The organism is Tessaracoccus terricola (assembly GCF_054776555.1).
On the sequence record NZ_BAAHBS010000001.1, the window covers coordinates 399432 to 422439 of the forward strand.

24 protein-coding genes are annotated in these 23008 nt (G+C 71.2%); 12 read left to right on the plus strand and 12 right to left on the minus strand.

Going from position 1 to position 23008, the window contains the following annotated elements:
- The first annotated feature begins 19 nt into the window (after positions 1-19).
- Both ACYU7G_RS01760 and ACYU7G_RS01765 read left to right on the plus strand, forming a co-directional pair.
- Entirely contained in the window at positions 20-1879 is a 1860-nt protein-coding gene (locus ACYU7G_RS01760) for a glycoside hydrolase family 127 protein (protein ID WP_461104134.1), read from the plus strand.
- A gap of 283 nt (positions 1880-2162) precedes the next feature.
- Positions 2163-3029, plus strand: coding sequence for a nuclease-related domain-containing protein (locus ACYU7G_RS01765; RefSeq protein WP_461104136.1), 867 nt, complete (start codon positions 2163-2165; stop codon positions 3027-3029).
- Positions 3030-3055: 26 nt separating this feature from the next.
- Here the strand turns inward: ACYU7G_RS01765 and ACYU7G_RS01770 are convergent, their stop codons facing one another.
- Entirely contained in the window at positions 3056-3583 is a 528-nt protein-coding gene (locus ACYU7G_RS01770) for a GNAT family N-acetyltransferase (protein WP_461104138.1), read from the minus strand.
- A 142-nt stretch (positions 3584-3725) separates the two neighbouring features.
- On the minus strand, positions 3726-4097 hold the full coding sequence (locus ACYU7G_RS01775) for a DUF5997 family protein (RefSeq protein ID WP_461104140.1): 372 nt from the start codon (positions 4095-4097) through the stop codon (positions 3726-3728).
- Positions 4098-4132: 35 nt separating this feature from the next.
- On the opposite strand from ACYU7G_RS01775, the gene ACYU7G_RS01780 reads away from it, so the two are divergent.
- Positions 4133-4792, plus strand: coding sequence for a LysR substrate-binding domain-containing protein (locus tag ACYU7G_RS01780; protein ID WP_461104142.1), 660 nt, complete (start codon positions 4133-4135; stop codon positions 4790-4792).
- A 6-nt stretch (positions 4793-4798) separates the two neighbouring features.
- Here the strand turns inward: ACYU7G_RS01780 and ACYU7G_RS01785 are convergent, their stop codons facing one another.
- Both ACYU7G_RS01785 and ACYU7G_RS01790 read right to left on the minus strand, forming a co-directional pair.
- Entirely contained in the window at positions 4799-5026 is a 228-nt protein-coding gene (locus ACYU7G_RS01785; RefSeq protein ID WP_461104144.1) for a hypothetical protein, read from the minus strand.
- 67 nt (positions 5027-5093) lie between these two features.
- Positions 5094-6494 carry an ADP-ribosylglycohydrolase family protein gene (locus ACYU7G_RS01790; RefSeq protein ID WP_461104146.1) on the minus strand — a complete coding sequence of 467 codons (1401 nt, stop codon included), beginning with the start codon at positions 6492-6494 and terminating at the stop codon, positions 5094-5096.
- 80 nt (positions 6495-6574) lie between these two features.
- Between ACYU7G_RS01790 and ACYU7G_RS01795 the strand changes: the two genes are divergently transcribed.
- Complete coding sequence (locus ACYU7G_RS01795; protein ID WP_461104148.1) at positions 6575-7270, plus strand: NUDIX hydrolase; 696 nt, start codon at positions 6575-6577, stop codon at positions 7268-7270.
- Positions 7271-7384: 114 nt separating this feature from the next.
- Complete coding sequence (locus ACYU7G_RS01800) at positions 7385-8242, plus strand: SDR family oxidoreductase (protein WP_461104150.1); 858 nt, start codon at positions 7385-7387, stop codon at positions 8240-8242.
- A 9-nt stretch (positions 8243-8251) separates the two neighbouring features.
- Here ACYU7G_RS01800 and ACYU7G_RS01805 read toward each other — a convergent pair whose 3' ends face one another.
- Positions 8252-8857, minus strand: a complete 606-nt coding sequence (locus tag ACYU7G_RS01805) for a GNAT family N-acetyltransferase (protein ID WP_461104152.1) — start codon at positions 8855-8857, stop codon at positions 8252-8254.
- A gap of 45 nt (positions 8858-8902) precedes the next feature.
- On the opposite strand from ACYU7G_RS01805, the gene ACYU7G_RS01810 reads away from it, so the two are divergent.
- A complete protein-coding gene (locus tag ACYU7G_RS01810) occupies positions 8903-9412 on the plus strand; it encodes a flavin reductase family protein (RefSeq protein WP_461104154.1) in 510 nt (169 codons plus the stop codon).
- A gap of 6 nt (positions 9413-9418) precedes the next feature.
- Here ACYU7G_RS01810 and ACYU7G_RS01815 read toward each other — a convergent pair whose 3' ends face one another.
- Genes ACYU7G_RS01815 through ACYU7G_RS01825 form a run of 3 tightly spaced genes read right to left on the minus strand, consistent with a single transcriptional unit; the run spans position 9419 to position 12251 of the window.
- On the minus strand, positions 9419-10549 hold the full coding sequence (locus ACYU7G_RS01815; protein ID WP_461104156.1) for an FUSC family protein: 1131 nt from the start codon (positions 10547-10549) through the stop codon (positions 9419-9421).
- Between the two features lie 2 nt (positions 10550-10551).
- A complete protein-coding gene (locus ACYU7G_RS01820) occupies positions 10552-10944 on the minus strand; it encodes a sensory rhodopsin transducer (protein WP_461104158.1) in 393 nt (130 codons plus the stop codon).
- Positions 10944-12251, minus strand: a complete 1308-nt coding sequence (locus ACYU7G_RS01825; RefSeq protein WP_461104160.1) for a D-arabinono-1,4-lactone oxidase — start codon at positions 12249-12251, stop codon at positions 10944-10946. The genes ACYU7G_RS01820 and ACYU7G_RS01825 overlap by 1 nt, the downstream gene beginning before the upstream one ends.
- A 113-nt stretch (positions 12252-12364) precedes the next feature.
- On the opposite strand from ACYU7G_RS01825, the gene ACYU7G_RS01830 reads away from it, so the two are divergent.
- Positions 12365-13522: an NAD(P)/FAD-dependent oxidoreductase gene (locus tag ACYU7G_RS01830; RefSeq protein WP_461104162.1), complete on the plus strand. Its 1158-nt coding sequence runs from the start codon at positions 12365-12367 to the stop codon at positions 13520-13522.
- Between the two features lie 42 nt (positions 13523-13564).
- On the opposite strand, the gene ACYU7G_RS01835 is transcribed toward ACYU7G_RS01830, so the two are convergent.
- Genes ACYU7G_RS01835 through ACYU7G_RS01850 form a run of 4 tightly spaced genes read right to left on the minus strand, consistent with a single transcriptional unit; the run spans position 13565 to position 18409 of the window.
- On the minus strand, positions 13565-15232 hold the full coding sequence (locus ACYU7G_RS01835; protein ID WP_461104164.1) for an NERD domain-containing protein: 1668 nt from the start codon (positions 15230-15232) through the stop codon (positions 13565-13567).
- A gap of 58 nt (positions 15233-15290) precedes the next feature.
- Positions 15291-16988, minus strand: a complete 1698-nt coding sequence (locus ACYU7G_RS01840) for an alpha-amylase family protein (RefSeq protein ID WP_461104166.1) — start codon at positions 16986-16988, stop codon at positions 15291-15293.
- A gap of 15 nt (positions 16989-17003) precedes the next feature.
- Positions 17004-17960, minus strand: a complete 957-nt coding sequence (locus ACYU7G_RS01845; protein WP_461104168.1) for a TIGR03885 family FMN-dependent LLM class oxidoreductase — start codon at positions 17958-17960, stop codon at positions 17004-17006.
- A gap of 56 nt (positions 17961-18016) precedes the next feature.
- Positions 18017-18409, minus strand: a complete 393-nt coding sequence (locus ACYU7G_RS01850; RefSeq protein ID WP_461104170.1) for a four-helix bundle copper-binding protein — start codon at positions 18407-18409, stop codon at positions 18017-18019.
- A 182-nt stretch (positions 18410-18591) separates the two neighbouring features.
- Here ACYU7G_RS01850 and ACYU7G_RS01855 point away from each other — a divergent pair, with 182 nt between their 5' ends.
- The 5 genes from ACYU7G_RS01855 (at position 18592) to panB (ending at position 22970) form a co-directional block, all read left to right on the plus strand.
- Positions 18592-19506 (plus strand): DUF4862 family protein, encoded by a 915-nt coding sequence (locus ACYU7G_RS01855; protein WP_461104172.1) that lies wholly within the window; start codon positions 18592-18594, stop codon positions 19504-19506.
- Positions 19507-19606: 100 nt separating this feature from the next.
- On the plus strand, positions 19607-20659 hold the full coding sequence (locus ACYU7G_RS01860; protein ID WP_461104174.1) for a DUF4349 domain-containing protein: 1053 nt from the start codon (positions 19607-19609) through the stop codon (positions 20657-20659).
- A gap of 187 nt (positions 20660-20846) precedes the next feature.
- Positions 20847-21695: a pantoate--beta-alanine ligase gene (gene panC / locus ACYU7G_RS01865; protein ID WP_461104176.1), complete on the plus strand. Its 849-nt coding sequence runs from the start codon at positions 20847-20849 to the stop codon at positions 21693-21695.
- A complete protein-coding gene (gene panD, locus ACYU7G_RS01870; RefSeq protein WP_461104178.1) occupies positions 21695-22084 on the plus strand; it encodes an aspartate 1-decarboxylase in 390 nt (129 codons plus the stop codon). The genes panC and panD overlap by 1 nt, the downstream gene beginning before the upstream one ends.
- 1 nt (position 22085) lies before the next feature.
- Positions 22086-22970: a 3-methyl-2-oxobutanoate hydroxymethyltransferase gene (gene panB / locus ACYU7G_RS01875; protein WP_461104180.1), complete on the plus strand. Its 885-nt coding sequence runs from the start codon at positions 22086-22088 to the stop codon at positions 22968-22970.
- The last annotated feature ends 38 nt before the right edge of the window (positions 22971-23008 follow it).

Consider the following 23008-nt stretch of genomic DNA (forward strand, 5'->3'; position numbering starts at 1 on the left):
CCTCGTCAAGGAGATTCCAATGCACACCTCACCAGTACCTGTCGCGCCCTCCAGCGGCGTGCTGCAGCCGATCGCGATCGACAGGATCGCCATCGACGGGGGCTTCTGGGGCGAGCGCCAGCAGCTCAACGCCGACGCCATCATCCCCCACTGCCTGAAGTGGGAGACGAGGGCCGGCTGGGTGGAGAACTTCGTCCACACCCTCGAGGGGACCATCCACGAGCACCGGCAGGGCCGGGAGTTCGCGGACTCCGACGTGTACAAGCTGATCGAGGCGATGGCCTGGGAGGCCGGCCGCAGCGACGACGCGGAACTGGACGCGGAGATCGAGCGGCTCGGGGCCATGATCAAGGCGGTGCAGCGTGAGGACGGCTACCTCAACACCAATTTCGACAACCCCGGCCAGCAGCCCCGCTACACCGATTTCGAGTGGGGCCACGAGCTCTACAACTACGGCCACCTGATCCAGGCCGCCGTCGCCCGCATCCGCACCGGCCGGGCCGACTCCGTGATCGTCGACGTCGCCACCCGCGTGGCCGAACACGTCGTGCGCGAGTTCGGCCAGGGCGCCAACGAGAAGATCTGCGGGCACCCCGAGATCGAGGTGGCGCTGGCCGAGTTCGCCCGCGCCACCGGTGACGAGCGCTACCTGGAGCAGGCGTCGCTGTTCATCGAACGCCGCGGCCACGACCTGCTCGCCGACATCGAGTGGGGCCGCTCCTACTACCAGGACGACCAGCCCTACCGTGACGCCAAGGTGCTCGTCGGCCACTCCGTGCGGGCCCTGTACCTGACGTCGGCGGCCATCGACGTCGCCGTCGAGAAGGGCGACGCCGAACTCCTTGAGATCGCGAAACTCCAGTACGACACGGCGCTGGCCCGCCGCACCTACATCACCGGCGGCATGGGCTCCCACCACCAGGACGAGGCCTTCGGTGACGATTTCGAGCTGCCGCCGGACCGCTCCTACTGCGAGACCTGCGCCGGCATCGGCTCCGTCATGGTGGCCTGGCGCCTCCTGCTGGCCACCGGCGACCTCACCTACGGCGACGCCATCGAACGTGCCCTGTACAACGTCGTCGCCGCCTCCCCGGCCGAGGACGGCCAGGGGTTCTTCTACTCCAACACGCTCCACCGTCGCACTCCCGCCGAGGTGGCCCTGCCCGACGTCCAGGTGCCGCGCGCAAACTCCTCGCTGCGCGCACCCTGGTTCGACGTGTCCTGCTGCCCCACCAACGTGGCCCGAACCTTCGCCACGCTCGCCGGCTACGTCGCCGCCCGCACCGACGACGGCCTCGCCCTGGTGCAGTACGCCCCCGCCACGCTGGACGTGGACGGCATCGGCCTGAAGGTGGAGACCGGCTATCCGTACGAGGGTGGGGTGAACGTGCGCGTCACGGCCGCGACCGAGCCGTTCGTGCTCAGCCTCCGCATCCCCGCCTGGGCGAGCGGCGCCACCGTCAACGGCCAGCCCGCCGAGCCGGGCGTGTTCCGGCTTGAGGGCGTCACCGCCGGCGACGAGGTGACGCTGGTCCTGCCGCTGCAGCCGCGCATGGTGCGCCCCGACGCCCGCATCGACGCCATCCGTGGCACCGTCGCCGTCGAGCGTGGCCCGCTGGTGCTGTGCGCCGAGTCCGTGGACCTGCCCGAGGGCATGAGCGTCAACGAGCTCGTCGTCGACCCCTCCGGTGAACTGCGCCCCCACGGTGCCGGTGCGGTGCTGCCAGGGGCCCGGATCGCCGTCGCCGAGGACGGTTGGCCGTACGCGGCCCAGCCGTCGGTGGAGGTGGGCGAGCAGTTCGACGTCCCCCTCGTGCCGTACCACTCGTGGGCCAACCGCGGTCCTGCGACGATGCGCGTCTGGCTGCCGGTCGCCTGACCGGCGCCGGGCCCCTCGCCTGTTCGAGCTAGCCACCGCTCGGTCAGTTCGCCACCGCTATAGCGGAAGCAAACTGACCTAGCGGTGGCGAACTTGCTTGTGGGGTCTCGCTGCAACCGAGAGCTGGGCTGTTGGAGCTCTCGGTTGCACCACCGGAGGACGGTGCCGTAGTTTCGTACGTCCTGGCGGGGCGCGCGGGTGCGCCGGGTCCGGAACAGGGACGCCGGCAACAACAACGGGGGAAGCCATGCACGAGACCGAAGCCCGACCGAGTGAGAAGCGCATGAAGCTTCGCTATGCCGGGAACTGTCGTCGATGCGGCACTGAGATCGCCGCCCGCGTGGAGGCGATCTACGAGCGTGACACCAAGACTGTCCGATGCCTGGATTGCGACGACGCCCCGACGGAGACCCCGCCGTCGCCCGCACCCATGGAGCCGGCCAGTTCGGAACCGATTGCCCCCGACCCTGTTCCGCAGACCCCAGTGGGCAGTGCAGTGACGCACCCGACGGAACCGGACAAGGCAGGTGCGTCAGCGAGGCGTGAGTACGAGCGCCGTCGGGCGAAGGACGAGGCCGCCCTGCGGGAGAAGTGGGGCCGGTTCGGCGGGATCGCGGTGGCCCTCGCGGACGAGAAGCAGAGCACCAAGGCCTGGGCCACGGGGGCTGTAGGCGAGGAACGCCTGGGGCGCATGTTCGACGCGATGGCGAACGAGAACGTCAAGATCCTCCACGATCGACGCATCCCCCGTACCCGAGCCAACATCGACCACGTCGTCGTCACCGGCTCCCGGGTCTGGGTGGTGGATGCCAAACGCTACAAGGGCCGCCCGGACCTGAGGATCGAGGGTGGAATCCTGCGTCCTCGCACAGAGAAGCTGACCGTGGGCGGCCGCGATTGCAGCAAGCTAATCGACGGTGTCCTCAAGCAAGCCGCCCTGGTCCAGGAGGTGGTTGGGGACGTCCCTGTCACGCCCGTGCTGTGTTTCGTGGAGGCGGACTGGCCGCTCATCGGGGGCTCGTTCCAGACGCGTGGGGTGCAGGTGGTCTGGCCCAAGAAGCTGCGGAAGATGATCATGGAGTCCTCCGCCGGGCCACACGCGGTGCTCGACCTCCATGCCGCGATCGGCTCCACCTTTCCCCAGTCGTGACCACACGTTGAGGCGCGTACGAACGTTCAGCGCAGCGCGATGGCCATCACACGCTCAGGCCCCGTGCGTCGGGTGACGCTCCTACCCACGTCGAGGAAACCGGCCCGCAGGTAGGCAGTGATGCCGGCCAGGTTTCGCTCGTGGACGGTCAGGACGAAGTGCTCGGCCTCGGGGTACCGGACCCGGGCTGCGTCGATCGCCAGTGAGCTCGCTCGGGTCCCGATGCCCTTCCCCTGCGCCGTGAGAGCGATCGAGAATCCCCTGAGGATCACGTGCGGGGTGCCCTCGGGCCAGGCGGAGGCGTCCAGGGCGTTGGGGTGCAGCACGCCGATCCCGACGACGACGTCAACGTCCGCCGCGGCGTGAATGATCGCGAAGGTGTCGCGGGTGGGATCCGACTCACCGAGTTCGAGAACCTTCGCCGCGGGGTAGGAGAAGTTGGTCTGGTCCGGAGCGAGCTCGAGCAGGGAGAGCTGCGCCACGAGGTGCTGGCGGACCTCCGTCGGCTGGTCGGCCAGGAACTGGAGGCGCACGGAGTCGTCGGTAGTTGCCACCCCGGCACACTAGTGCGCTGCGGGTGTCGTTGGTGCAACCCGAAGCTCGGCTGTTGGAGCTTTCGGTTACAGCGACGAGTTGGCCGGGTCTCCCTGTAACCGAGGGCTTGGCTGTTGGAGTCTTCGGTTACAGAGACGTCGGTCAGCGGCGGCTGCCGCCGCCCCCGCCGGTGCCCTGGCGTGCCTTCTCGGACTGCACCTTGCGCTGGGTCTCGCGCTCCTCCACCAGCCAGGCGGGCGGCTCGGCGATCAGTTCGCCGATCTGGTCCGCGGTGAGGGCCTCGGTCACGCCGGCGCGCTGGAGGCCGGAGCGGGACACGCCCAGCTTCTGGGCCACGACGTCGCGGGGGAACGGTCCGTTGCGGAGCAGCTCCTGGAGCCAGGCCGGCGGGTTGGCGCGCAACTCGTCCACCTCGTCGCGGGTGATAGGCGAGTTGCGGAACTCCTCCGGCGCTGCCGGCAGATAGATGCCGAGCTTGGCGGCTGCTGTGATCGGCTTCATCGTCTGGCTCATCCCCTCAGCCTATCGGCCTGCGTTACCCTGCGTGGGTGACCACTCCCGCCCAGCCAGAGCGCACGGGCCTGCGCATCGGATTCGTGCCAGGTGTGACGCTCACCAAGTGGCGCCGGATCTGGGAGGAACGCTTCCGTCGGGTGCCCCTGCAGGTCACGGAGGTCCTCGAGGCCGACCAGCGCCGCGCCCTCGGCAGCGGCCAGGTGGACATGTGTTTCGTCAGGCTCCCCATCGACACAGCCGGCCTGCACACCATTGCCCTCTACGAGGAGCAGCCGGTGGTGTGGATGGCCAAGGAGTTCCTGCTGGCCGCGCTGGACGAGGTGACGGCCGAGGACATGGCCGAGTTCCGCATCGTCGAGGACTACAGCCCCGAGAGCATCGACCTGGCGGTCTACTCCGCCGCCGCGCTGCGCGTGCCACTGTCCGTGGCGCGCACCCAGTCCCGCAAGGACATGGTCCACCGCCCCGTCGTCGACGCCGACCCGACGACGATCGCCCTGGCCTGGCGCGTCGACAACGACAACGAGTGGATCGACGAGTTCATCGGCGTGGTGCGCGGCCGCACGGCCAACAGCTCCCGCACCGCCAAGGAGCGCGAGAAGAGCGGGAAGCCTGCGAAGCCGCAGACCAAGAAGCCGAGTTCGGGCAACCGGCCGGCCGGTCAGAAGGGACGACGTCCCCGCCGACGGTAGTGCGCTTCAGTGCTGTCCCGGCGGGCCGTTCAGGTCGCGCCACGACTTGCCGCGGGTGCTCAGGAACAGCAGCACCGCCCCCGCCACCAGCAGCGCCAGCCCGATCACCAGCCACGTCGGGTCGTTGGTCATGGAGCTGCCGCCGATGAACCCGATGCCCTGCCCGCCCCACACGAGACCGAGCAGGATGGCGACGGCGCCGATTCCGGCGAGGAGTGGTTTCCTGATCAGCATCTTTGCCTAACGGGTAGGGGACGGCCGAGGACCGGCCGCACCCACATTCTGCCCCACCTGACGCTGGTCAGGACCAGTCGTCGTCGTAGTTGTCCTTCGGAGGGACGAGGCGCCGGGCGACGCGCCACACGTCCGCGGGGGCGTAGCCGTAGACCTCGCACAAGGCCCTGGCCAGAGCAGAGGCCGCGGCCCGGATCCCGTCGTCCGAACCGTCGTCGACGCCGATCCACCAGTTGGGGAAGCCGTCGTCCGGCGCGGTGAAGCCGAGGTCACGCAGGGCCTGCTGGCCTTGCGTCGTGAGGTGACGAGCCTCCGGCAGGAACCCGTTCGAGGAAACTTCGCACATGACCGCGGAGGTGTCGTAGGAGGCGAACTGGACGTAGACGTCGGCGTCCAGGTCCATGGTGGCGGAGTCCAGGGTGCCGCGCAGGCGCAGCATCGCCCGCGCGAACTCGCCCGCGATCCGGGACACGGTCCGGTCATCCGACCCGACGGCGCACGCCCCGCGTGCCGGACCACCGGTGGCGGTGTCGAGCGCCAGCCGGACCAGGTCCTTGCCGTTCATCCAGTACGGCCAGCCCTGCACCTGCGCGGCCAGGTCCGCCGGCAACCCGGAGACCCCGTACCTCGCGCCCAGCAGGGCCCCGGCGATGGCGGCGACCGTGTCCGTGTCGTGCCCGATCTCGATGGCGGCCTGCAGCGCGGCCAGGACGTGCTCGGTCCCGGTGAGGTGGCGCGTCGAGTGGATCGCCGCCCAGGCCGCCTGCAGCGCGGTGACGGTGTACCCGTTGGCGGTGAACGCGACGGGCCCCTGGGTCTCGGCCTCTACCAGGTAGTGCTCCCACTCGGCCCTGCGGTCCTCCGCGAGCAGCGGCAGCCCGGCGCGCACGTCGAGCCGACCTTCCACCACCGCCAACCGCACGGCCTCGGACCAGATGATGCAGGAGTCGACACAGCGCGGGTCGGCATGGGTCAGGGCGGCGAACCGCTCGGCGGCCCGCGCCGTCGTCACGGGGTCGGCCAGCGCCACCAGGCCGACGACGCCCGTGCGCATCAGCGCACCGTTCCCGGCCCGGCCCGCCCGGGCCTCCTGCTGCGAGATCTGCGTCATGATCCGCCCGATGGGGCCGCGCTGCTCGGCCGCGTACGACAGCACCGCGCGCGTCTGGTTGCCGATGTCCGCGGGGCCGCTGGAGTACCAGCCCAGGAAGCCGTGGGCGACGGCGTTGAGGGCCTCCTCGCCCAGCGGGTCCACGCCGGTGGCGGTGACGCGGGCGATGCAGATGGCCATCTGGGTGTCGTCGGACCACTCCCCGGGCCGGTAGTTGCCCAGGCCACCGCCCAGCATCCTGGCCTGGCCGTCGAGCGGCGCGGAGCCGAACTCGTACGGTACGCCCAGCGCGTCCCCGATCGCCTGTCCGAGCAGAACCCCTGCCGCCCGGTCCCGCTGTGATGTGGTTGGTTCCATGCCGCCCCCTAAAGTGTCGTGATGACATAAAAGTACGTAACCTTTGCCAATGCTGTCAACCAGACATGTAAGCTCGGCCCATGGCCTACACCTCCGACTTCCCGATCTTCGCAGTGGCGGCTGACATCGTCGTGCTCACCATCCGCGCCGACGAGCTCTGCGTGCTGCTGATCCGCCGCTCCGGCTCCGTCGCCACGGGGGAGTGGGCCCTCCCCGGCGGGTTCGTGCACGCCGACGAGGACCTGGTCGACGCCGCCTACCGTGAACTGGCGGAGGAGGCAGGCATCTCCCGCGGCGACGTCGTGCTTGAACAGCTGCGCACCTACGGCACCCCCGGCCGCGACCCCCGCCCCGAGCGCGTGGTCTCCGTCGCCTGGGTGGCGCTCGGTGCGTCGCTGCCCGACCCGAGGCCGGACACCGACGCGGACCGCGCCGAGTGGGTCCCCGTCGCCGACGCGCTGGGCCGCGAACTCGCCTTCGACCACCACCAGATCCTGGCCGACGGCCTCGAGCGGGCCCGCGGCAAGCTCGAGTACACGACCCTGGCAACGGCCTTCTGCGGACCCGAGTTCACCCTGCCCGAACTGCGACGCGTCTACGTGGCGGTGTGGGGGAGTGAGGACGGCCTGGACCCCAGGAACTTCCAGCGCAAGGTGCTCGGCGCGGACGGCTTCGTCGAGGAGACTGGCGACGTCGTGCGAGGGCGGGGGCGTCCCGCGAAGGTGTACCGGGCCGCGGGCGCGGCCGGGCTGCACCCGCCGATCCTGCGCCGCTGAACCGGGGCGAAATCAGCTGCGCATGCACAGGGTCCTGACCCGTCGCGCTGGTTGAGTGGGGGGCAGTACTCGGCGTCGCGGAACCGACCAGCCCCTGACTGAGAGGAAAGCTCCATGGCACACGAAGAACTCAGCAACATCCCCGAACAGCAGCAGGCCTGGCCCGGCCGGACGGCCGAACTGGACCCGCAGCCGGACCACGGCGAGCAGTCGTGGACCGGGCGGGGCCGGCTGGAGGGCAAGCGCGCCCTGGTCACCGGCGGTGACTCCGGCATCGGTCGGGCCGTGGCCGTCACGTTCGCCAAGGAGGGCGCCGACGTCGTGATCGCCCACCTCCCCGAAGAGGAGGAGGACGCGCGCGCCACGCTCGAACTGGTGCGGGCCGAGGGCCGCAGGGGCGAGTCCGTCCCCGGCGACCTGCGCACCCCGGAGGCCAACAAGGAACTGGCCGCCAAGGCCGTCGAACTCCTCGGGGGCGTCGACGTGCTGGTGTGCAACGCCGCCTACCAGATGACCCACCAGGACCTCGAGGAGTTCCCCGACGGGCAGATCGCCCGCACCTTCGAGACCAACATCATGGGCCCGCTGTGGCTGGCGAAGGCGCTGCAGGACGAACTGCGCGGCGGCAGCGTGATCATCACCAGCTCCGTGCAGGCCTACAGCCCCTCGGAGCAGCTGCTCGACTATGCCGCCACCAAGGCGGGGCTGAGCAACCTCGCCGTGAACCTGGCCGCGGAGCTGGGGCCGCAGGGGACGCGGGTCAACGCCGTCGCCCCCGGTCCCATCTGGACCCCGCTGATCCCGGCGACGATGCCGCCGGCCAAGGTGGAGGGGTTCGGCTCCGACACGCCCCTGGGGCGGGCCGGCCAGCCCGTGGAGGTGGCGGCCGCGTTCGTGTTCCTCGCCTCCGACGAGGCCAGTTACGTCTCTGGGACCATCCTCGGTGTGACGGGAGGCAAGCCCGTCTTCTGAACATCCACCTCAGGGCAACTGGATGCGCTTGAACTTCGCCAGGCGCTCGGTGAGGCCGCGGCGCACGGCCGGCCATTCGCCGTCGATGATGGAGAACACGACGGTGTCTCGCACGTGGCCGTCGGGGAAGACCTGGTGGTTGCGCAGCACGCCGTCCTGCTTCGCGCCCAGTTTGGCGATGGCGGCGCGGGACTGGCGGTTGTGCCAGTGGGTGCGGAACTCGACGGCGATGCAGCCCAGCTCCTCGAACGCGCGGGTCAGCAACAGCAGCTTGGCCGCCGGGTTGACTGGGCCGCCCTGCGCGCCCACCCCGATCCAGGTGGAGCCGATCTCGAGCCGCCGGTTGGCCGGGTCCAGGTTCAGGTAGGTGGTCATGCCGACTGCCCTGCCGGACATGGCATCGACGACGGCCCACGCCGCGATCTCGCCGCCGGCCTGCCGCTCCATCCGCGTCGCGATCTCCGTGGCCATCTGCTCGGGCGAGGGGATGCGGGTGAACCAGGTGCGCCAGAGGTCGTCGACGCGCACGGCCTCCACCAAGTCGTCGTGGTGGTGCGGGCCGAGGGGCTGCAGTTCGACGAAGTCGTCGGCGAGGTGGGGGCTGTCGGAGTACACGCAGCAAAAGTAGTGCCTGGCAGTGGCACGGGGGACACTGGGGGCATGACCATCCACGAGGGCCATCCGTTCATGCTCCCGCCGGAACAGCGCGACCCGGTCAGACGACTGCGCGGCCGCATGCCCGCGCCGGTGACCATCTGGACCAGCCAGGACGACGCCGGCCGCGAGGGCTGGACCATCTCCTCGATCCTCGTGGCCGACGGCGAGCCCGCAGAACTGATCGCCCTCGTCGACGAGGACTGCGACTGGTGGCCCGTGTTCCAGCGCACCGGCCGCGCCTGCGTGAACGTGCTCGGCCCCGGACAGGGAGGCGTCGCCGACGTCTTCGCCCGCGCCGCACCCTCGCCCGGCGGGGTGTTCCGCACCGGGTCCTGGGCCGACGGCGCCCACGGCCCCCGCCTGACCGGCGCGGCCGCCTGGGCGGAGGCCACCCTCCTCGACGCCAACCCCGGCCACTCCGGCTGGGGGCTGCTGGTGCGCGCGCAGCTGGGGGCTGTCGAGCTCGCGGACGGCGTGGAGGCGCTGGAGCACCGGGCCGGCCGCTACCTCTGATCCTCCTCAGGACAGGTCCTGTGCCCTTCCGGCGGCCGTTTCCAGGGCAGTCACCGCCTCTGGCTGCGTGAGGCCGGTGATGCGCAGGACGTCCACCGTCGCGGACCGGATCTGTGCGACGACGGCGGCCGTCGCCTGCGTGCGGGGGACTGCGGCCGACGCCGTGGCCGCGGCCCCGAGAGCCATCTCCCGCGCTCGCTCCGGCCCGGTGGTGCCGTCGAGCCAGGGCCCCAGCGCCTGCAGGGCGTCCAGCAGTTCTCGTAGGGAGCGCACGAGCTGGTCGACGGCTGCGGGAGGCTGGGGCGGATCGACATCGTGTTGGTGGCGCACCAGGTTGGCGCCCGCGCGGCACAGGCCCCGGCCAGTCGCCACGAGCACGATGATCCGCGACGAGACCCCCTGCATGGCAGGCAGCGCGGTGCGCCGGGCCTCCCGTCCGGCCCGGCTCAGCGCCAACCGTTCCCGGGTGGTGTCGAGCGCCTCGTTGATCTCCGAGCGAGCGTCGTCGAGCCGCGCCATGTCCGTCAGTGCGGCCTCCGCGTCGGGCAACGAGCCGGACTCGACGGCGGCGCTGAGGCGCTCCAGCACCGTCGCGAGCCGCTCCAAGACCCCGCGGGTGGTGGTGCGGGCCGCGCGGAACGGGTCGGGGGAGAGTACGGCGTTGAAAGCGACGGCGACGGCACCGCCGATTACTGCGTCGGCGAGCCGCACCCAGGGCCCGGACTGCAGGTGCGGCACGAGCGCGACCACCACCACGGCCGCCACGGCGGCCTGGTTGGCCATCAACCCACTCGGCCGCAGCGCCACCGCCGCGCCCATCGCGAGCAGCACGGCCAGCGCCAGTTGGAGCGGTCCGATCCCGAGCAGTCGGGTCAGCAGGTCCGCGGCCACCAGCCCGAGCACCACGCCGGTGGTGATCTCCGTGGCGCGTCGCAGCCGCTGCCCGGCCGCCAGCCCGGTGGCGACCACCGCCGCCACCGGGGCGAACACCGCGTTCTCGGGGCCGACCACCAACCCGGCCACCACGAAGGCCGTCCCCGCGGCCGCCGCCGCCAGCAGGAGTGACGACCCGTGTCGCCGCCAGCGCCGCCACACCGCCGCACCTCTGCGACGAAGCAACTGCCACCGCTCGGCCATCCTCAACCCTGGTCCAGCGCCAGCCCGGAGGTGATGGCCACGCCGAGCGCGGCCTGCCGCGTGTCCACGTGCCTGAGCTGGGCGACGACGGGGTGGTCGCTGGTGACGGTGAGGGCGTAGGGGACGCCGAGTGGGACGGCCTGCGGGTCGATCAGGTTGTTGATGCGCACCAGCCGGACCCGCCTGCCCGGGACGACCACCTCGTAGGGGCCGACGGGGTCTGCGTCGGTGTGGAAAACGGTCAACTCGCAGCAGGTGTCGTCGTCGCCGGTGTTGAGCAGGTAGAGCTCGTCGCGGCTGGTGAACTCGGGTTCGTGCCCGGTGGAGCCGTCCGGCATCTCGCCGGCTGCGAAGGCCCAGGTGGTGTGCCCGAGGGGCTTGTTCCAGCGTGCCATCAGCGGTTCCTCCTCGGTGGGGCATCGGGGTCCAGCAGTTCCCGCAGGTAGTCGCCCAGGAACACGCCCTCGGGGTCCAGCTCCCGGCGCAGTTCGCCGAACCGGTCCCACTCCGGGTACATCGGCCGCAGGTCGGCGGCCACCCGGGTGTGCTTCTTGCCCCAGTGCGGGCGGCCGTCGTGCGCCAGGAAAAGCGGCTCCATGTCCGCGAAGTAGGCCTCGTGGGGGAGTTCGGCGTTCTGCAGCAGGGCGATGGTCATGGTGTCGCGGTGGTGGGCGTTGGACAGCATCGCGGCATCCGGGGCGACGGTGCGCACCAGCACGCGCCAGCCGACGTTTCGGCGGTGGCGCTGCTTCACCCGCTCCCGCACCTCCCGGAACACCTCGAGCCCGTGCGCCCGCTCGAACATGAACTCCATCTCGTCGAACCTCAGGTCCCGACTGTTCGGCAGGATGTCGTAGGAGTGGCCCCGCTGCTCGGTCTTGAGCGTGCCCTCCACTTCCAGCCCCGCCAGCCGGCCCGGCTCGTCGAGCACCCGCACCTGTGCCTCGTCGCTGCGCGGGTACCAGTAGAAGTCGACGTGCCGATACCGGGCGGCCAACTCGTCGAAGTGCTCGAGCACCCAGTCGACGTGGGTCATGAAGTTCTGGCGGTGCAGCTCGTAGGCCGGCACCACCCGCAGCGTCAGCGAGGTCCAGATGCCGAGCGCGCCGAGGGAGACCTGCGCGGCCCTGACCAGGTCCGAGTCCTCCGGCTCCCCGCCGTCCACGCCGAAGGCCACCACCTCGCCGGAGCCAGTCACCAACCGTCCGCCGACGAGGTTGGAGGAGAGGTTCCCCAGCCGCTCGCCGGTGCCGTGGGTGCCGGTCCCGAGCGCGCCGGCGATGGCCTGGTAGTCCACGTCGCCGTAGTTCTCCAGGGCCAGACCGACGTCGTGGAGCTCGCGCCCCAGGTCCGCCAGGCCGGTGCCGGGGCCGACGGTGGCCGTCCCGGCGTCGGAGTCGTGGGCCAGCACGCCGGAGAGGTCCTCGAGGGAGACGAGCACGTCGTCGGTGGCCACCAGCGGCGTGGAGGAGTGGCCGGAGCCCACCGGCCGGACCACCTGCCCGGATTGTGCCGCCCGGCGCACGAGGTGGACGACGTCGTCCTCGTCGCGCGGCCGCGCCCGGGTCCGGGCGGTGAACGACATGCTGCCGGACCAGTTCCTGAACTCGAAGTCCCGCTCCCGCGGGATGCGCCGCAGGCGGGCGAGCGGATTCCTCGGTGAACCCTGCTCGCGCGTGGCGCCGGACCCGTCGGTGGCCATGGCCTATATCTACCCGTCCGGGGTGTCACGCGAGGGAGAACCGGGGAGAACCCGCGTCGACGGGTCCGCAGCCAACTCTGGTGCATCGGTGGGCGGCGTGTGACCATGGAACCATGACTGGCCAGCACCCGCGGGTCCTCGTCCTCGGCGCTGGTTTCGGTGGCCTCGAGGTGGCCTCCATGCTCTCCGAGGAGTTCGGTGAGGGCGCCAATGTCACTCTCGTGGACCGCGCCGAGACCTTCGTCTTCGGGTTCTCGAAACTCGACTTCATGTTCGGCCACACCGACGCCGAACGCACCCGACTGGGGTACGCCGACGTCGCCCATCCCGGCGTCCGGATGGTCCGTGCCGAGGTACGGGCGATCGACCCCGTCGCCAAGACCGTGTCCACCGACGTCGGCGAGCTGGACTGCGACGTCCTCGTCGTCGCCCTCGGTGCCGACGTGGCGCCGGCGGCCACCCCCGGACTGGTCGAGGCGGGCCACGAGTTCTACTCCGTGCCGGGCGCCGAGGCCGCCCGCGACGCACTGCACGAGTTCGGGGGAGGGCGCGTGGTGGTGGCCGTCACCTCCACCCCCTTCAAGTGCCCACCGGCCCCAAGCGAGACGGCCCTGCTGCTGCACGACTTCCTCACCGAACGCGGGCTGCGGGAGGCGTCGTCGATAGACCTCGTGATGCCGCTGCCCAAGCCCATCCCGCCCTCGCCGCAGGCCTCACAGGCCCTCCTCGCCGCGTTCGCGGAGCGGGGCATCGGCTGGCATCCGAACCGGACCGTGCGGTCGGTCAACCCGCGGCGGCGCGCCCTCGTGCTGGACGACGGCCTCGAACTCGGCTTCGACCTGCTGCTCGCCGTCCCCAAGCACCACGCCCCCGCGGTGGTGGTGGAGTCCGGCCTCGCCGAGGCCGGGTGGATCCCGGTGGACCCGCTGACGCTGCGCACCAAGTTCCCCGACGTCTTCGCAATCGGCGACGTCACCAGCGTCGGGACCCCGAAGGCCGGGGTATTCGCCGAGGGCCAGGCCAAGGTGGTGGCGCGCCAGATCATCGACGGAGGAGCCTCGGGCGAGACCTACGGCGGCCAGGGCATCTGTTACATGGAGTTCGGCAACGGCGAGGTGGCGCGGGTGGACGTCACCTTTGAGCCCGGCACGGCGCCCCACGGCAGCATGGACGGGCCGAGCCTCGCCAACGCTGCCGTGAAGCAGGCCTTCGGTGCCGAGCGAGCGCGGCGCTGGTTCAACCGGGACTGGCAGCCGCTCGAGTCCCGCTGACCCGTCCACCGGCCACGGGCACCCAGCAGCAGCCCGAGCTGGTCAGCGCCTGCCCTCCAACGCGCGGACCACGTCGGGCTCGGCCCGGGCGATGGCGGCCAGGTCCCCGACGATCACCAACCGGTCCGTCGCGCGCGAGAGGCCGACGTAGATGCGTTCCCGGAATCGCTCCCGGGTGCCGTCCTCGTTCACGCACAGCACGACGGCGCGGCGCTCCAACCCCTTGAAGCCCAGCACGTGGCCGTAGAAGACCAACTCCTCGTCCCAGAACGAGTCCCAGTAACCAGCCTGGCCGTCCATGTCCTGCCGGCTGCGCTGTTCCGGGTGGCGGCGGCCGGTGGTGAGCAGCGCGACGTGGCCCGGGTCCCAGCCCTCGTCCAGCAGGGCCTCCACCTGGTCGTCCGCGACGTCGTCGGCCTCCTGCGGGGACGCCTGGACGTGCACCACCTCGGGTCCGTCGCCGCCCTCCAGCCGCATCCGCAGCGGCGCCAGCGGCCGGAACACCTCGGCGATCTGCTTGGTGTTGCGCAGGTTGTGGTCCAGCACCAGCGGCACGAGCGGCACCGGGGGCCGGCCGAAGCGCTGGAACAGGCGCTGGTTCTCGTCGGAGTAGAGGAACAGGCCGCCCTCGTTCTCGTCGCGCAGCGCGGCCAGCAGCGGCCGCCACCAGGACTCGGCGAAGTCCTGCGCCTCGTCGACGACGAACGAGTCGAACCGCTTGCCGGGCGGCAGTTCGGCGGCCTTGTCCGCCATCAGGCGGGGCAGTTCGTGCTCCCAGAAGTCCGGATCGTCCCGGGAGCCGGAACCGATCCCCCAGAGGTTCGCGAGTTCCTCGAAGGTGCCGACGAAGTCCGGTCGCTCCTTGTAGTGCCAGGAGGCCACCTCCCGCTTGAAGTAGCCGGCCAGCCCGATGGAGTAGCACAGCAGCGCCACCCGTTCCGCGGGCCGGTCGCCGCGCCCCTTGCTCAGCTGCCGGGCCTGGGTGAGTGCCAGCACGGTCTTACCGCTGCCGGCGCCGCCCCGGATCTCGACCCGCCGCAGCAGCCGCGTGACGCCAAGGATCAGGCCCTGGTCCTGGGTGAGCCGGTCCGCGCGGAACTGGCGCTCGTCGGCGTCATCCATCACCGTCGCCACGGCGTGGGTGCCGCGGGCGGTGAGGATGTCCACGATCAACTCGCAGTCGTCGTGGCTGGGTGGGCGGCGGTGGTTCTCGAAGGACAGCGGGATGTCCGCGAGGCGTTCGGCCAGGGTGCCGACGTCGTGCTTGTCGTGGACCATCCAGCGCGGGCAGTCCGGCAGGTCGAAGCCTTCGCCGAGGGTGGTGAAGGGGGTCACGACGGCGTGTGCGAACCGGACCTTCGGCCGGGAGGACTCGGCCCAGCGGGCGTCGGTCTCCACGAAATTGCGCAGGGCGTAGCGGGTCTCACGCACCTGGGCGACGGGGTCCACCGGCTCTGCGCCACCACTGCGCTGCATGGTCCACCCGCCGTCGCCGTAGGCGATCCCGGCCCCCTTGACCTCCACCACCACGACGCCCACCTCCGGCATCACGACGACGAGGTCCGCCTCGTGGTCCTTGGAGGTGTCGGTGAGCCGCAGGTTGGAGATGAGCACGTCCTCGTCGCGCAGTGTCGCGCGCAGTTTCTCCCACACCACGCGCTCGGAATCCGTGGCGAAGCTCGGGTCCTCGGGGATCAGGCGCGGTGACATGACGACACGTTAGCGGGCGCCACTGACAGCGCGGCGGCGCGCCCGCCGGACGCGCCGGTCACGGGAGTCTCTTGTCGTCGGGGCCCAGCAGGCGCCACCACTGGTGCCCGTACCCGTCCACCGTGAGGGTCACGCTTCCCCCGGCTCCCACCCGCAGGTGGTCAGTGGAGAACAGTTCCTCGGCCGTCGCGTCCTCCTCCATGCTGGGCAGGGTGAAGGACACCTCCGTGGCCTCGGGGGAGAGGTTGTGCACCAGCAGGGTGCTGGTGCCGGAGTCGCCCTCCTGGGCCCAGGTGCACCGATGCACCAGGACGCCGGGCGCGTTGTGCTCCAGCACCTCGAAGTCGCCCATCCCCACCTCCGGTGACTCCCGGTAGCGTCGCGCCAGTTTCGCCACGAACGCGAGCAGGGAACCGGTGTCCTTGCGCTGCTGGGCGACGTTGACGTGCTCGGGTCCGAACGGCCCCTCTGTGACCGGGGCCGGCAGCCGCGAGGGCCGTGCCCGGGAGAAGCCGCCGTTCTTCTCGGCCGTCCACTGCATCGGTGTGCGCACCGCGAACCGCCCCTCGACGGCGAGGTTCTCCCCCATCCCGATCTCCTCACCGTAGAACAGCACCGGCGTGCCCGGCAGGGCGAACAGCAGGGAGTAGACCATCCGGATCCGGCGGGGGTCGCCGTCGAGCATCGGCGGCAGCCGACGGCGCAGCCCGCGGCCGAACAGCTGCATCTCGGGATCCGGTCCGAACGCGTCGAAGACCTCCTGGCGTTCCTCCTCGGAGAGCTGGTCCAGGGTGAGTTCGTCGTGGTTGCGCACGAAGCAGGCGAACTGGTTGTGCCGCGGCAGCTGGGGCCGGCGGGCGAGGGTCTCGGCGATTGGGGCGGCGTCGCCGCGGGCCAGGGCCAGGTACATGCGCTGCATCAGCTCGAAGTCGAACTGCATCGTGAGCTCGTCGCCGGAGTCCCTGCCCCCGAAGAAGTCCACCTGCTCCTCGTAGGGGATGTTGACCTCGCCCAGCAGGATCGCGTCGCCGCGCCGTCGGCCCATGAAGGCCTTCAGCCGGCGCAGGTAGCTGTGCGGGTCGCCGTACTCCTCGGCCGCGGAGGCGTCCGTGCCGCGCCGCTCGATGAGGTTCGGGACGGCGTCCACCCGGAACCCGTCGAAGCCCAGTTGCATCCAGAACCCGATCACCTTGCTGATCTCGTCGCGGACCTTCGGGTTGGTCACGTTGAGGTCCGGCTGGTGCTTGTAGAAGTTGTGCAGGTACCACTGCCCGGTCTTCTCGTCGTGCTCCCAGACCGAGTCCTCCTGGTCCGGGAACACCACCTGGTGCGACGTGTCGGGAGGCGCGGTGTCGCGCCAGACGTAGAAATCACGGTAGGGGTTGTCGAGGGACTTGCGGGACTCCCGGAACCAGGGGTGCCGCTCCGAGGTGTGGTTGATGACGAGGTCCGCGATCACCCGCATGCCGCGGTCGTGCGCCGTGCGGACCAGTTCCACCAGGTCACCGAAGTTGCCGAGCCTCGGGTCGACGGCGAAGAAGTCGGTGATGTCGTAGCCGTCGTCACGATCCGCGGTGGGGTAGAAGGGCATCAGCCACAGGCAGGTGACGCCGAGCTCGGCCAGGTGGTCGATCCGGGCGGAGACGCCGTCGAAGTCCCCGGTGCCGTCGTCGTCGCTGTCGAAGAACGTCTCCACGTCGAGGCAGTAGATGACGGCGTTCTTCCACCACAGGTCCGAGCTCTCGGTCTTGCGCACAGGCGCTCCTATCAGTCAGTTCAGCTGGGGCAGGACCCGGTCACCGAAGGCCTCGAGGAACGGGGACTGGTCCTGGCCGACGTGGTGCAGGTAGACGGTTCCGAAGCCGAGGTCCGCCATGGAGTGGATCTGTTCGGTCAGGAACCCGAGGTCGCTGGAGACCAGGACCGTGCGGCGTACCTGTTCCGGCATGACGCCCTCCCGGCTGACCTCGTCGAACGCCGCGCGCGTCAGGTCCCAGCACGCGGGCGCGGCGAACACGTTGGAGCGCCACTGGTCATGCGCCAGCGCTTCGGCTTCCGCCTCCGTCGGGGCCCAGGACAGGTGCAGTTGCAGCACCTTGTGGTCCGTGCCGCCGGCGTCGTCCCACGCGTCCAGGATGCCGCGCATGGTTTCCCGGTCCGCGTTGACGGTGGCCAGGCCATCGCCCCAGGCGGCGTTGCGGGCCGCGGAGCCGGCGGTGACCACGGGGGCGATGATGCGGGGGCGTGGGTCCGCCACCTCCCACAGTTTGGCCTCGTGCACCTTGACCAGCCCGTCGTGGGTGACGGTCTCGCCGTCGAGGAGGCGGCTGATGACGTCGACGCACTCCTCGAGGCGACGGTGCCGGGTCTCCTTGTCCGGCCACGCGTCCCCGGTGACGTGCTCGTTGGCGTTCTCGCCCGATCCCAGCGCGGTCCAGAACCTGCCCGGGAACATCTGCCCCAACGTCGCCATGGCGTGGGCCACCACCACCGGGTGGTAGCGCTGGCCGGGAGCGGTGACGGTGCCGAAGGTCAGGTTGGTCGTCGCCAGCGCGGCCCCGAGCCAGGGCCAGGCCATGCCGGAGTGGCCCTGGCGCTCCGACCACGGTTCGAGGTGGTCCGAGCACATCGCCGCCGCGAATCCCACCTCCTCGGCGCGCTGGACGTCCGCGAGCAGTTGCCGGGGCGAGATCTGCTCGTGCGAGGCGTGGAACCCGAAGGTGGCCATGTGCCATGTCTACCGGTGCCGGGTGTCAGCACGCAGCAGATCGCGTCGAACCGACCTCAGCGCTGCCCCGCCAACAACTCCAGGCAGGCGCGCTCGCAACGGCGACAGGCCTCGGCGCAGATCCGGCAGTGCTCGTGCATGTCGCCGTGGCCCTCGCACTCGGTGGCGCAGGCCGCGCACGCCTCTGCGCAGGTGCGCAGCAGCGCGTTGATCACGGCCACCTCGCGTCCGTTCTGGCGGGACAGCACCCGCGCGGTGGCGGTGCAGATGTCGGCGCAGTCCTGGTCCAGGCGGATGCAGGTGCGCATGTCTGCCACCATCTCCTCCGCGAGGCAGGCGTCGGCGCAGATCGTGCAGGTCTCGGCGCACTCACCCAGCAGGCGGATCAGTTCGCCGAGGGCATCGTTGGGGGTGTCGATGGGGTGTGATGCGAGCATCTGGTGAGGCATGGTCCTTCTCCTAACAGGGGGGACGGACGGCTCGGATGAGCCGCCCGGTACAACGGGGCGGAACCTCCTACCCCTCCACCCTCGCACCGCACCGGTCCGGATGCCAGAGGTTCCCGGGAACTCGTCGGCGAACGGGGCGTGCGTGGCGGCAGTATTGTGCTCGCAGACCTGATGGAGGACACGTGGAAACCAGTGCAGTGGCCGTTGATGCGGCCTTCGTCGTCGGTGCCTACGCCGCCGTCCCCGCCGAGCCCGCCGCGCGCGACGAGTTCCACCGCCTGCTGGCGCAGCAGGACTGGGTGCACGGCCTTGAGATCCCGTTCCCGGGCGAGCTGGCCGAGCACCCGGAGGCGGTGTGGGGCCGGCTGCACCCGGAGTGGACCGCCAACACCGTCACCGCCATCCCGGGCACCATGCAGCGCCTCCAGGTGCAACCGCAGTTCGGGCTGGCCTCCGCCGACGCCGACGGCCGCAGCGCGGCGCTTGCCTTCGCGCGCGACATCCGCGACCGCCTCGCCCAACTCTCCGAACTGGCAGGCCACCAGGTGGTGGGCCACGTCCAGCTGCACTCGTCCCCGACGGCGGCCGCCCACGCCGAGGCCCTCGGCGAGAGCCTCACCGAGGTGCTGGGCTGGGACTGGTCCGGCGCCCGGATCGTCATCGAGCACTGCGACAGCCTGCGGCCCGGGCAGGTGCCGGAGAAGGGGTTCCTCTCGCTGGCCGACGAGGTCGACGTCGCGGCACGGCTCGGCGTCGGCATCCACGTGAACTGGGGCCGCTCGGCCATCGACGAACGGGACCCCGACGCGCCGCTGCGCCACGTCGTCGCCGCCCGTGACGCCGGCGTCCTGCGCGGGCTGCTGTTCTCCGGAGCCGCCGAGACCAGGACCTCCTACGGTGCCGCCTGGGCCGACGGGCACCTGCCCACCTCGCCGGACGAGCCCGCCTCGCTGCTGACCCCCGAACGGATCCGCGCCTGCGCGGACGCGGCCCGCGGCTCGCTGGACTACCTCGGCGCCAAGATCTGCGTCCCCGCCGAGGCCACGCCCGAGCGGCGGCTCGCGATGCTGCGCACCGTCCGCGACGCCATCGGCTGACCCACGCCCGGCAAGGACTCGATTCGGTAACGGTTCGATAACCTCCTCAACCACCCCGCCCGCCCACAGCGTCGGTAGGGGCAACAGGAGGAGGCAGATCATGATCCGTGAGAAGAGTTGGTTGCGTGTGGTGGCGGTGCCGCTGGTTGCGCTGTTCGCGCTGCTGGTGGGCTGTGCAGGTGTGGGCGGCGGTGGCGCCGAGGACCTCCAGGCGCCCCAACAGGGAGAGGCGCACCCGCAGGACGGGGGCCAGCAGTACCCGGCCGAGGACGGCGACACCGGCGAGGCCGACGAGCGCATGGTGATCCGCACCAAGACCATCCGGCTGGAGGTGCCCAGCACCGAGGAGGCCGTCGGCCAGATCCGCGAACTGACCCGCGCCGCCTCCGGCACGGTCAGCGACATGCAGGTGGCCACCGACGACGGCTGGGTCTACCGCGAGGACAGCAGCGGCGACGCCATGCGCGGCTGGGTCACCGTCCGCGTCCCGTCGGAGGGCTACGAGGACTTCCTCGACGCGGTGATGGAACTCGGGAACGTGCAGTACCAGTCCGAGGCCTCCGAGGACGTCACCCAGCAGCACGTCGACATGTCCGCCCGACTGGAGAACCTGCGCGCCCAGGAGGCCCGCCTGCGGGACTTCTTCGAGGCCGCGCAGAACGTGGAGGAGATGCTCGCCATCGAGCAGGAACTCGGCCGCGTCCGCGGTGAGATCGAGTCCCTCGACGCCCAGATCACCCACCTCGAGCGCCAGGCCGCCATGGCCACCGTCACCCTCGAGCTCACCGAGCCGCACCCGGTCGTCGCGCCGCAGGGCCCGTCCTGGGGGTTCGTCGAGGCCATCGGCGACGGCTTCCGCGGTGCCGCGGCCCTGCTCACCGGTGCCCTCACCGTGGTGATCGCCGCGTCTCCGCTGTGGGTGGCCGCGCTGGTGCTGTTCTTCCCCATCCGGGCCCTGGTCCGCCGTCGTCGCGCCCGTGCCGATGCCTCCGGGGCGGGGCCGAAGCAGTCGATCCTGGCGACGGTGCCCGCCCCGTCGCGCCCGGCCGCAGCACCGTCGCGCCCGGCCGCAGCGCCCGGCAAGCCCGCGTCGTCGGCCGCGGCATCGCCGTCGGCACCGGCCTCGGGACCGTCCCCCTCGGGTGAGGCCTGACGGTCCCGATTCCCCCGACGCTACCGTCGGCCCCGGACGCTACCGCCACAGCCGTGGGCGTCCAGGGCTGGCGTTAGCGTCTGTCGTCGCCGGTGGCGTTCGTCGTCGGCGGACGCATTCGGGACGGAGCCCACTCCTCGCATAAGCTGGGTAATCGCCTGACAGTCGACAACCCCTGGGAGGGCAGATGAGGACCGTCCGCACCGTCGCCGAAGTCCGCGACGCCGTGGCCTCGGCACGTGCTGTCGGCGCCCGGGTGGGGTTCGTGCCCACCATGGGTGCGCTCCACGAGGGACACCTCTCGCTCATCCGGGCGGCCCGCGCGGCCACCGACCTCGTCGTCGTCTCCGTGTTCGTGAACCCCACCCAGTTCAACGACGCCTCGGACCTGGCCTCCTACCCGCGCGACGAGGCCCGTGACGCCACTCTCGCGGCCGATGCCGGCGCGGACCTCCTGTTCGCGCCCGAACCGGCCGAGGTCTACCCGCCCGGGCACTCCACCACCATCTCCGTCGCCGGCGTGAGCGAACCCCTCGAGGGTGCGCACCGCGGTGCCGTCCACTTCGACGGCGTGGCGACGGTGGTGGCCAAACTGCTCGTCGCCGTCGCCCCGGACGCGGCCTGGTTCGGGCAGAAGGACGCCCAGCAGGTGGCCGTCGTTCGCCGCCTGGTGGCAGACCTCGGCCTGCCGGTGGCCATCGAGGTGGGAGCCACCGTCCGCGAGGCAGACGGCTTGGCCATGTCCAGCCGCAACACCCGCCTCTCACCGGCGGACCGGCCCCGGGCGCTCGCGCTGAAGGCCGGGCTCGACGCCGTCGCCGCGGCCGCCACCTCCGGGGCCACGCCGCGCGAGGCCGAACTCGCCGGGCACCGCGACATGGAGGCCCACGGCGTCACGCCCGAGTACCTCGTCCTGGTCCACCCGGACACGTTCCTGCCGGCCCACGAGCTGCCGGCGCTCGCCGTCGTCGCCGCCACGGTCGGGGGAGTCCGGCTCATCGACAACCTGCCCGTCCCCGCAAAGGAGCAGCCCTGATGCAACGCACCATGCTGAAGTCCAAGATCCACCGCGCCACCGTCACCGACGCGGACCTGCACTACGTGGGCTCGATCACCATCGACCCGGACCTGCTCGAGGCCGCCGACATCCACGAGTACGAGCAGGTGGCGGTGGTCGACATCGACAACGGCCAGCGCTTCGAGACCTACACCATCGCCGGGGTCCGCGGCTCCGGCGAGATCAAGGTCAACGGCGCCGCCGCCCGCCTGGTGCACCGCGGCGACCTGGTGATCGTGATCTCCTACGCCACCTACGACGGCGCCGAACTCGCCGACTACGAGCCCCGCGTCGTCCACGTCGAGCGCGGCACCAACGCCGTCATCGACGTCGACGCCGAGGTGGCCACCCTCCTGACGGGCAACTGACGTGTCCGCCGTCCCGCCCGCCCGTCGCAGCATGACCCTGCCCGCGCTGGTCGCGATGAAGGCCGCCGGCGAGAAGGTGGTCGTCGTGACCGCCTACGACTACCCCGGTGCCCTCGCGGCGGAGGCCGCCGGCGTCGACGTCGTCCTGGTGGGAGACTCGGGCGCCATGACCGTGCTGGGCCACGAGAGCACCGTGGGTGTCACCGTCGAGGAGATGCTGGTGCTCGCCGGCGCCGTGCGACGCGGCCTGCGCACCCCGCTGCTGGTGGCGGACCTGCCCTTCGGCTCCTACGAGACCAGCGACGAACAGGCCGTCACGACGGCGGTGCGGTTCGTGAAGGAGGCCGGGGTCGACGCCGTGAAGCTCGAGGGCGGTGGGGCGATGTCGGTGTCCCGGGTGCGTGCCATCGTCGCGGCCGGCATCCCCGTGATGGGCCACGTCGGCCTGACGCCCCAGACCGCCACCGCGCTGGGCGGATACAAGGCGCAGGGTCGCACCGCGGCGGCTGCCCGCCGTGTGGCCGACGAGGCCCGCGCACTGCAGGAGGCGGGCTGCTTCAGCATCGTGTTCGAGGCCATCCCGTCCCAGGTGGCCGACGCGATCATGCCGTGGCTGGACGCCGTCGTGATCGGGATCGGCGCCGGAGCGGGCACCGACGGGCAGGTGCTGGTCCTGCACGACCTGCTGGGCATGTCCTCGGGCGGTTCCGCCCGCTTCGTCAAGACCTACGACGACCTCGCCACCCGCATGGCCGACGGCGTGCGCCGCTACGCCGACGACGTCCGCGCCGGCACCTACCCCGGCCCGGAGCACGGCTACGCGATCGATCCCGCCGAGCTGGCCGCCTTCGTCGCCGACCCCACCCGCAACGCCCCGGCCGAGTAGCGGACCGTCGGGGGAGCGGACAGCACCGGAGACGGAGC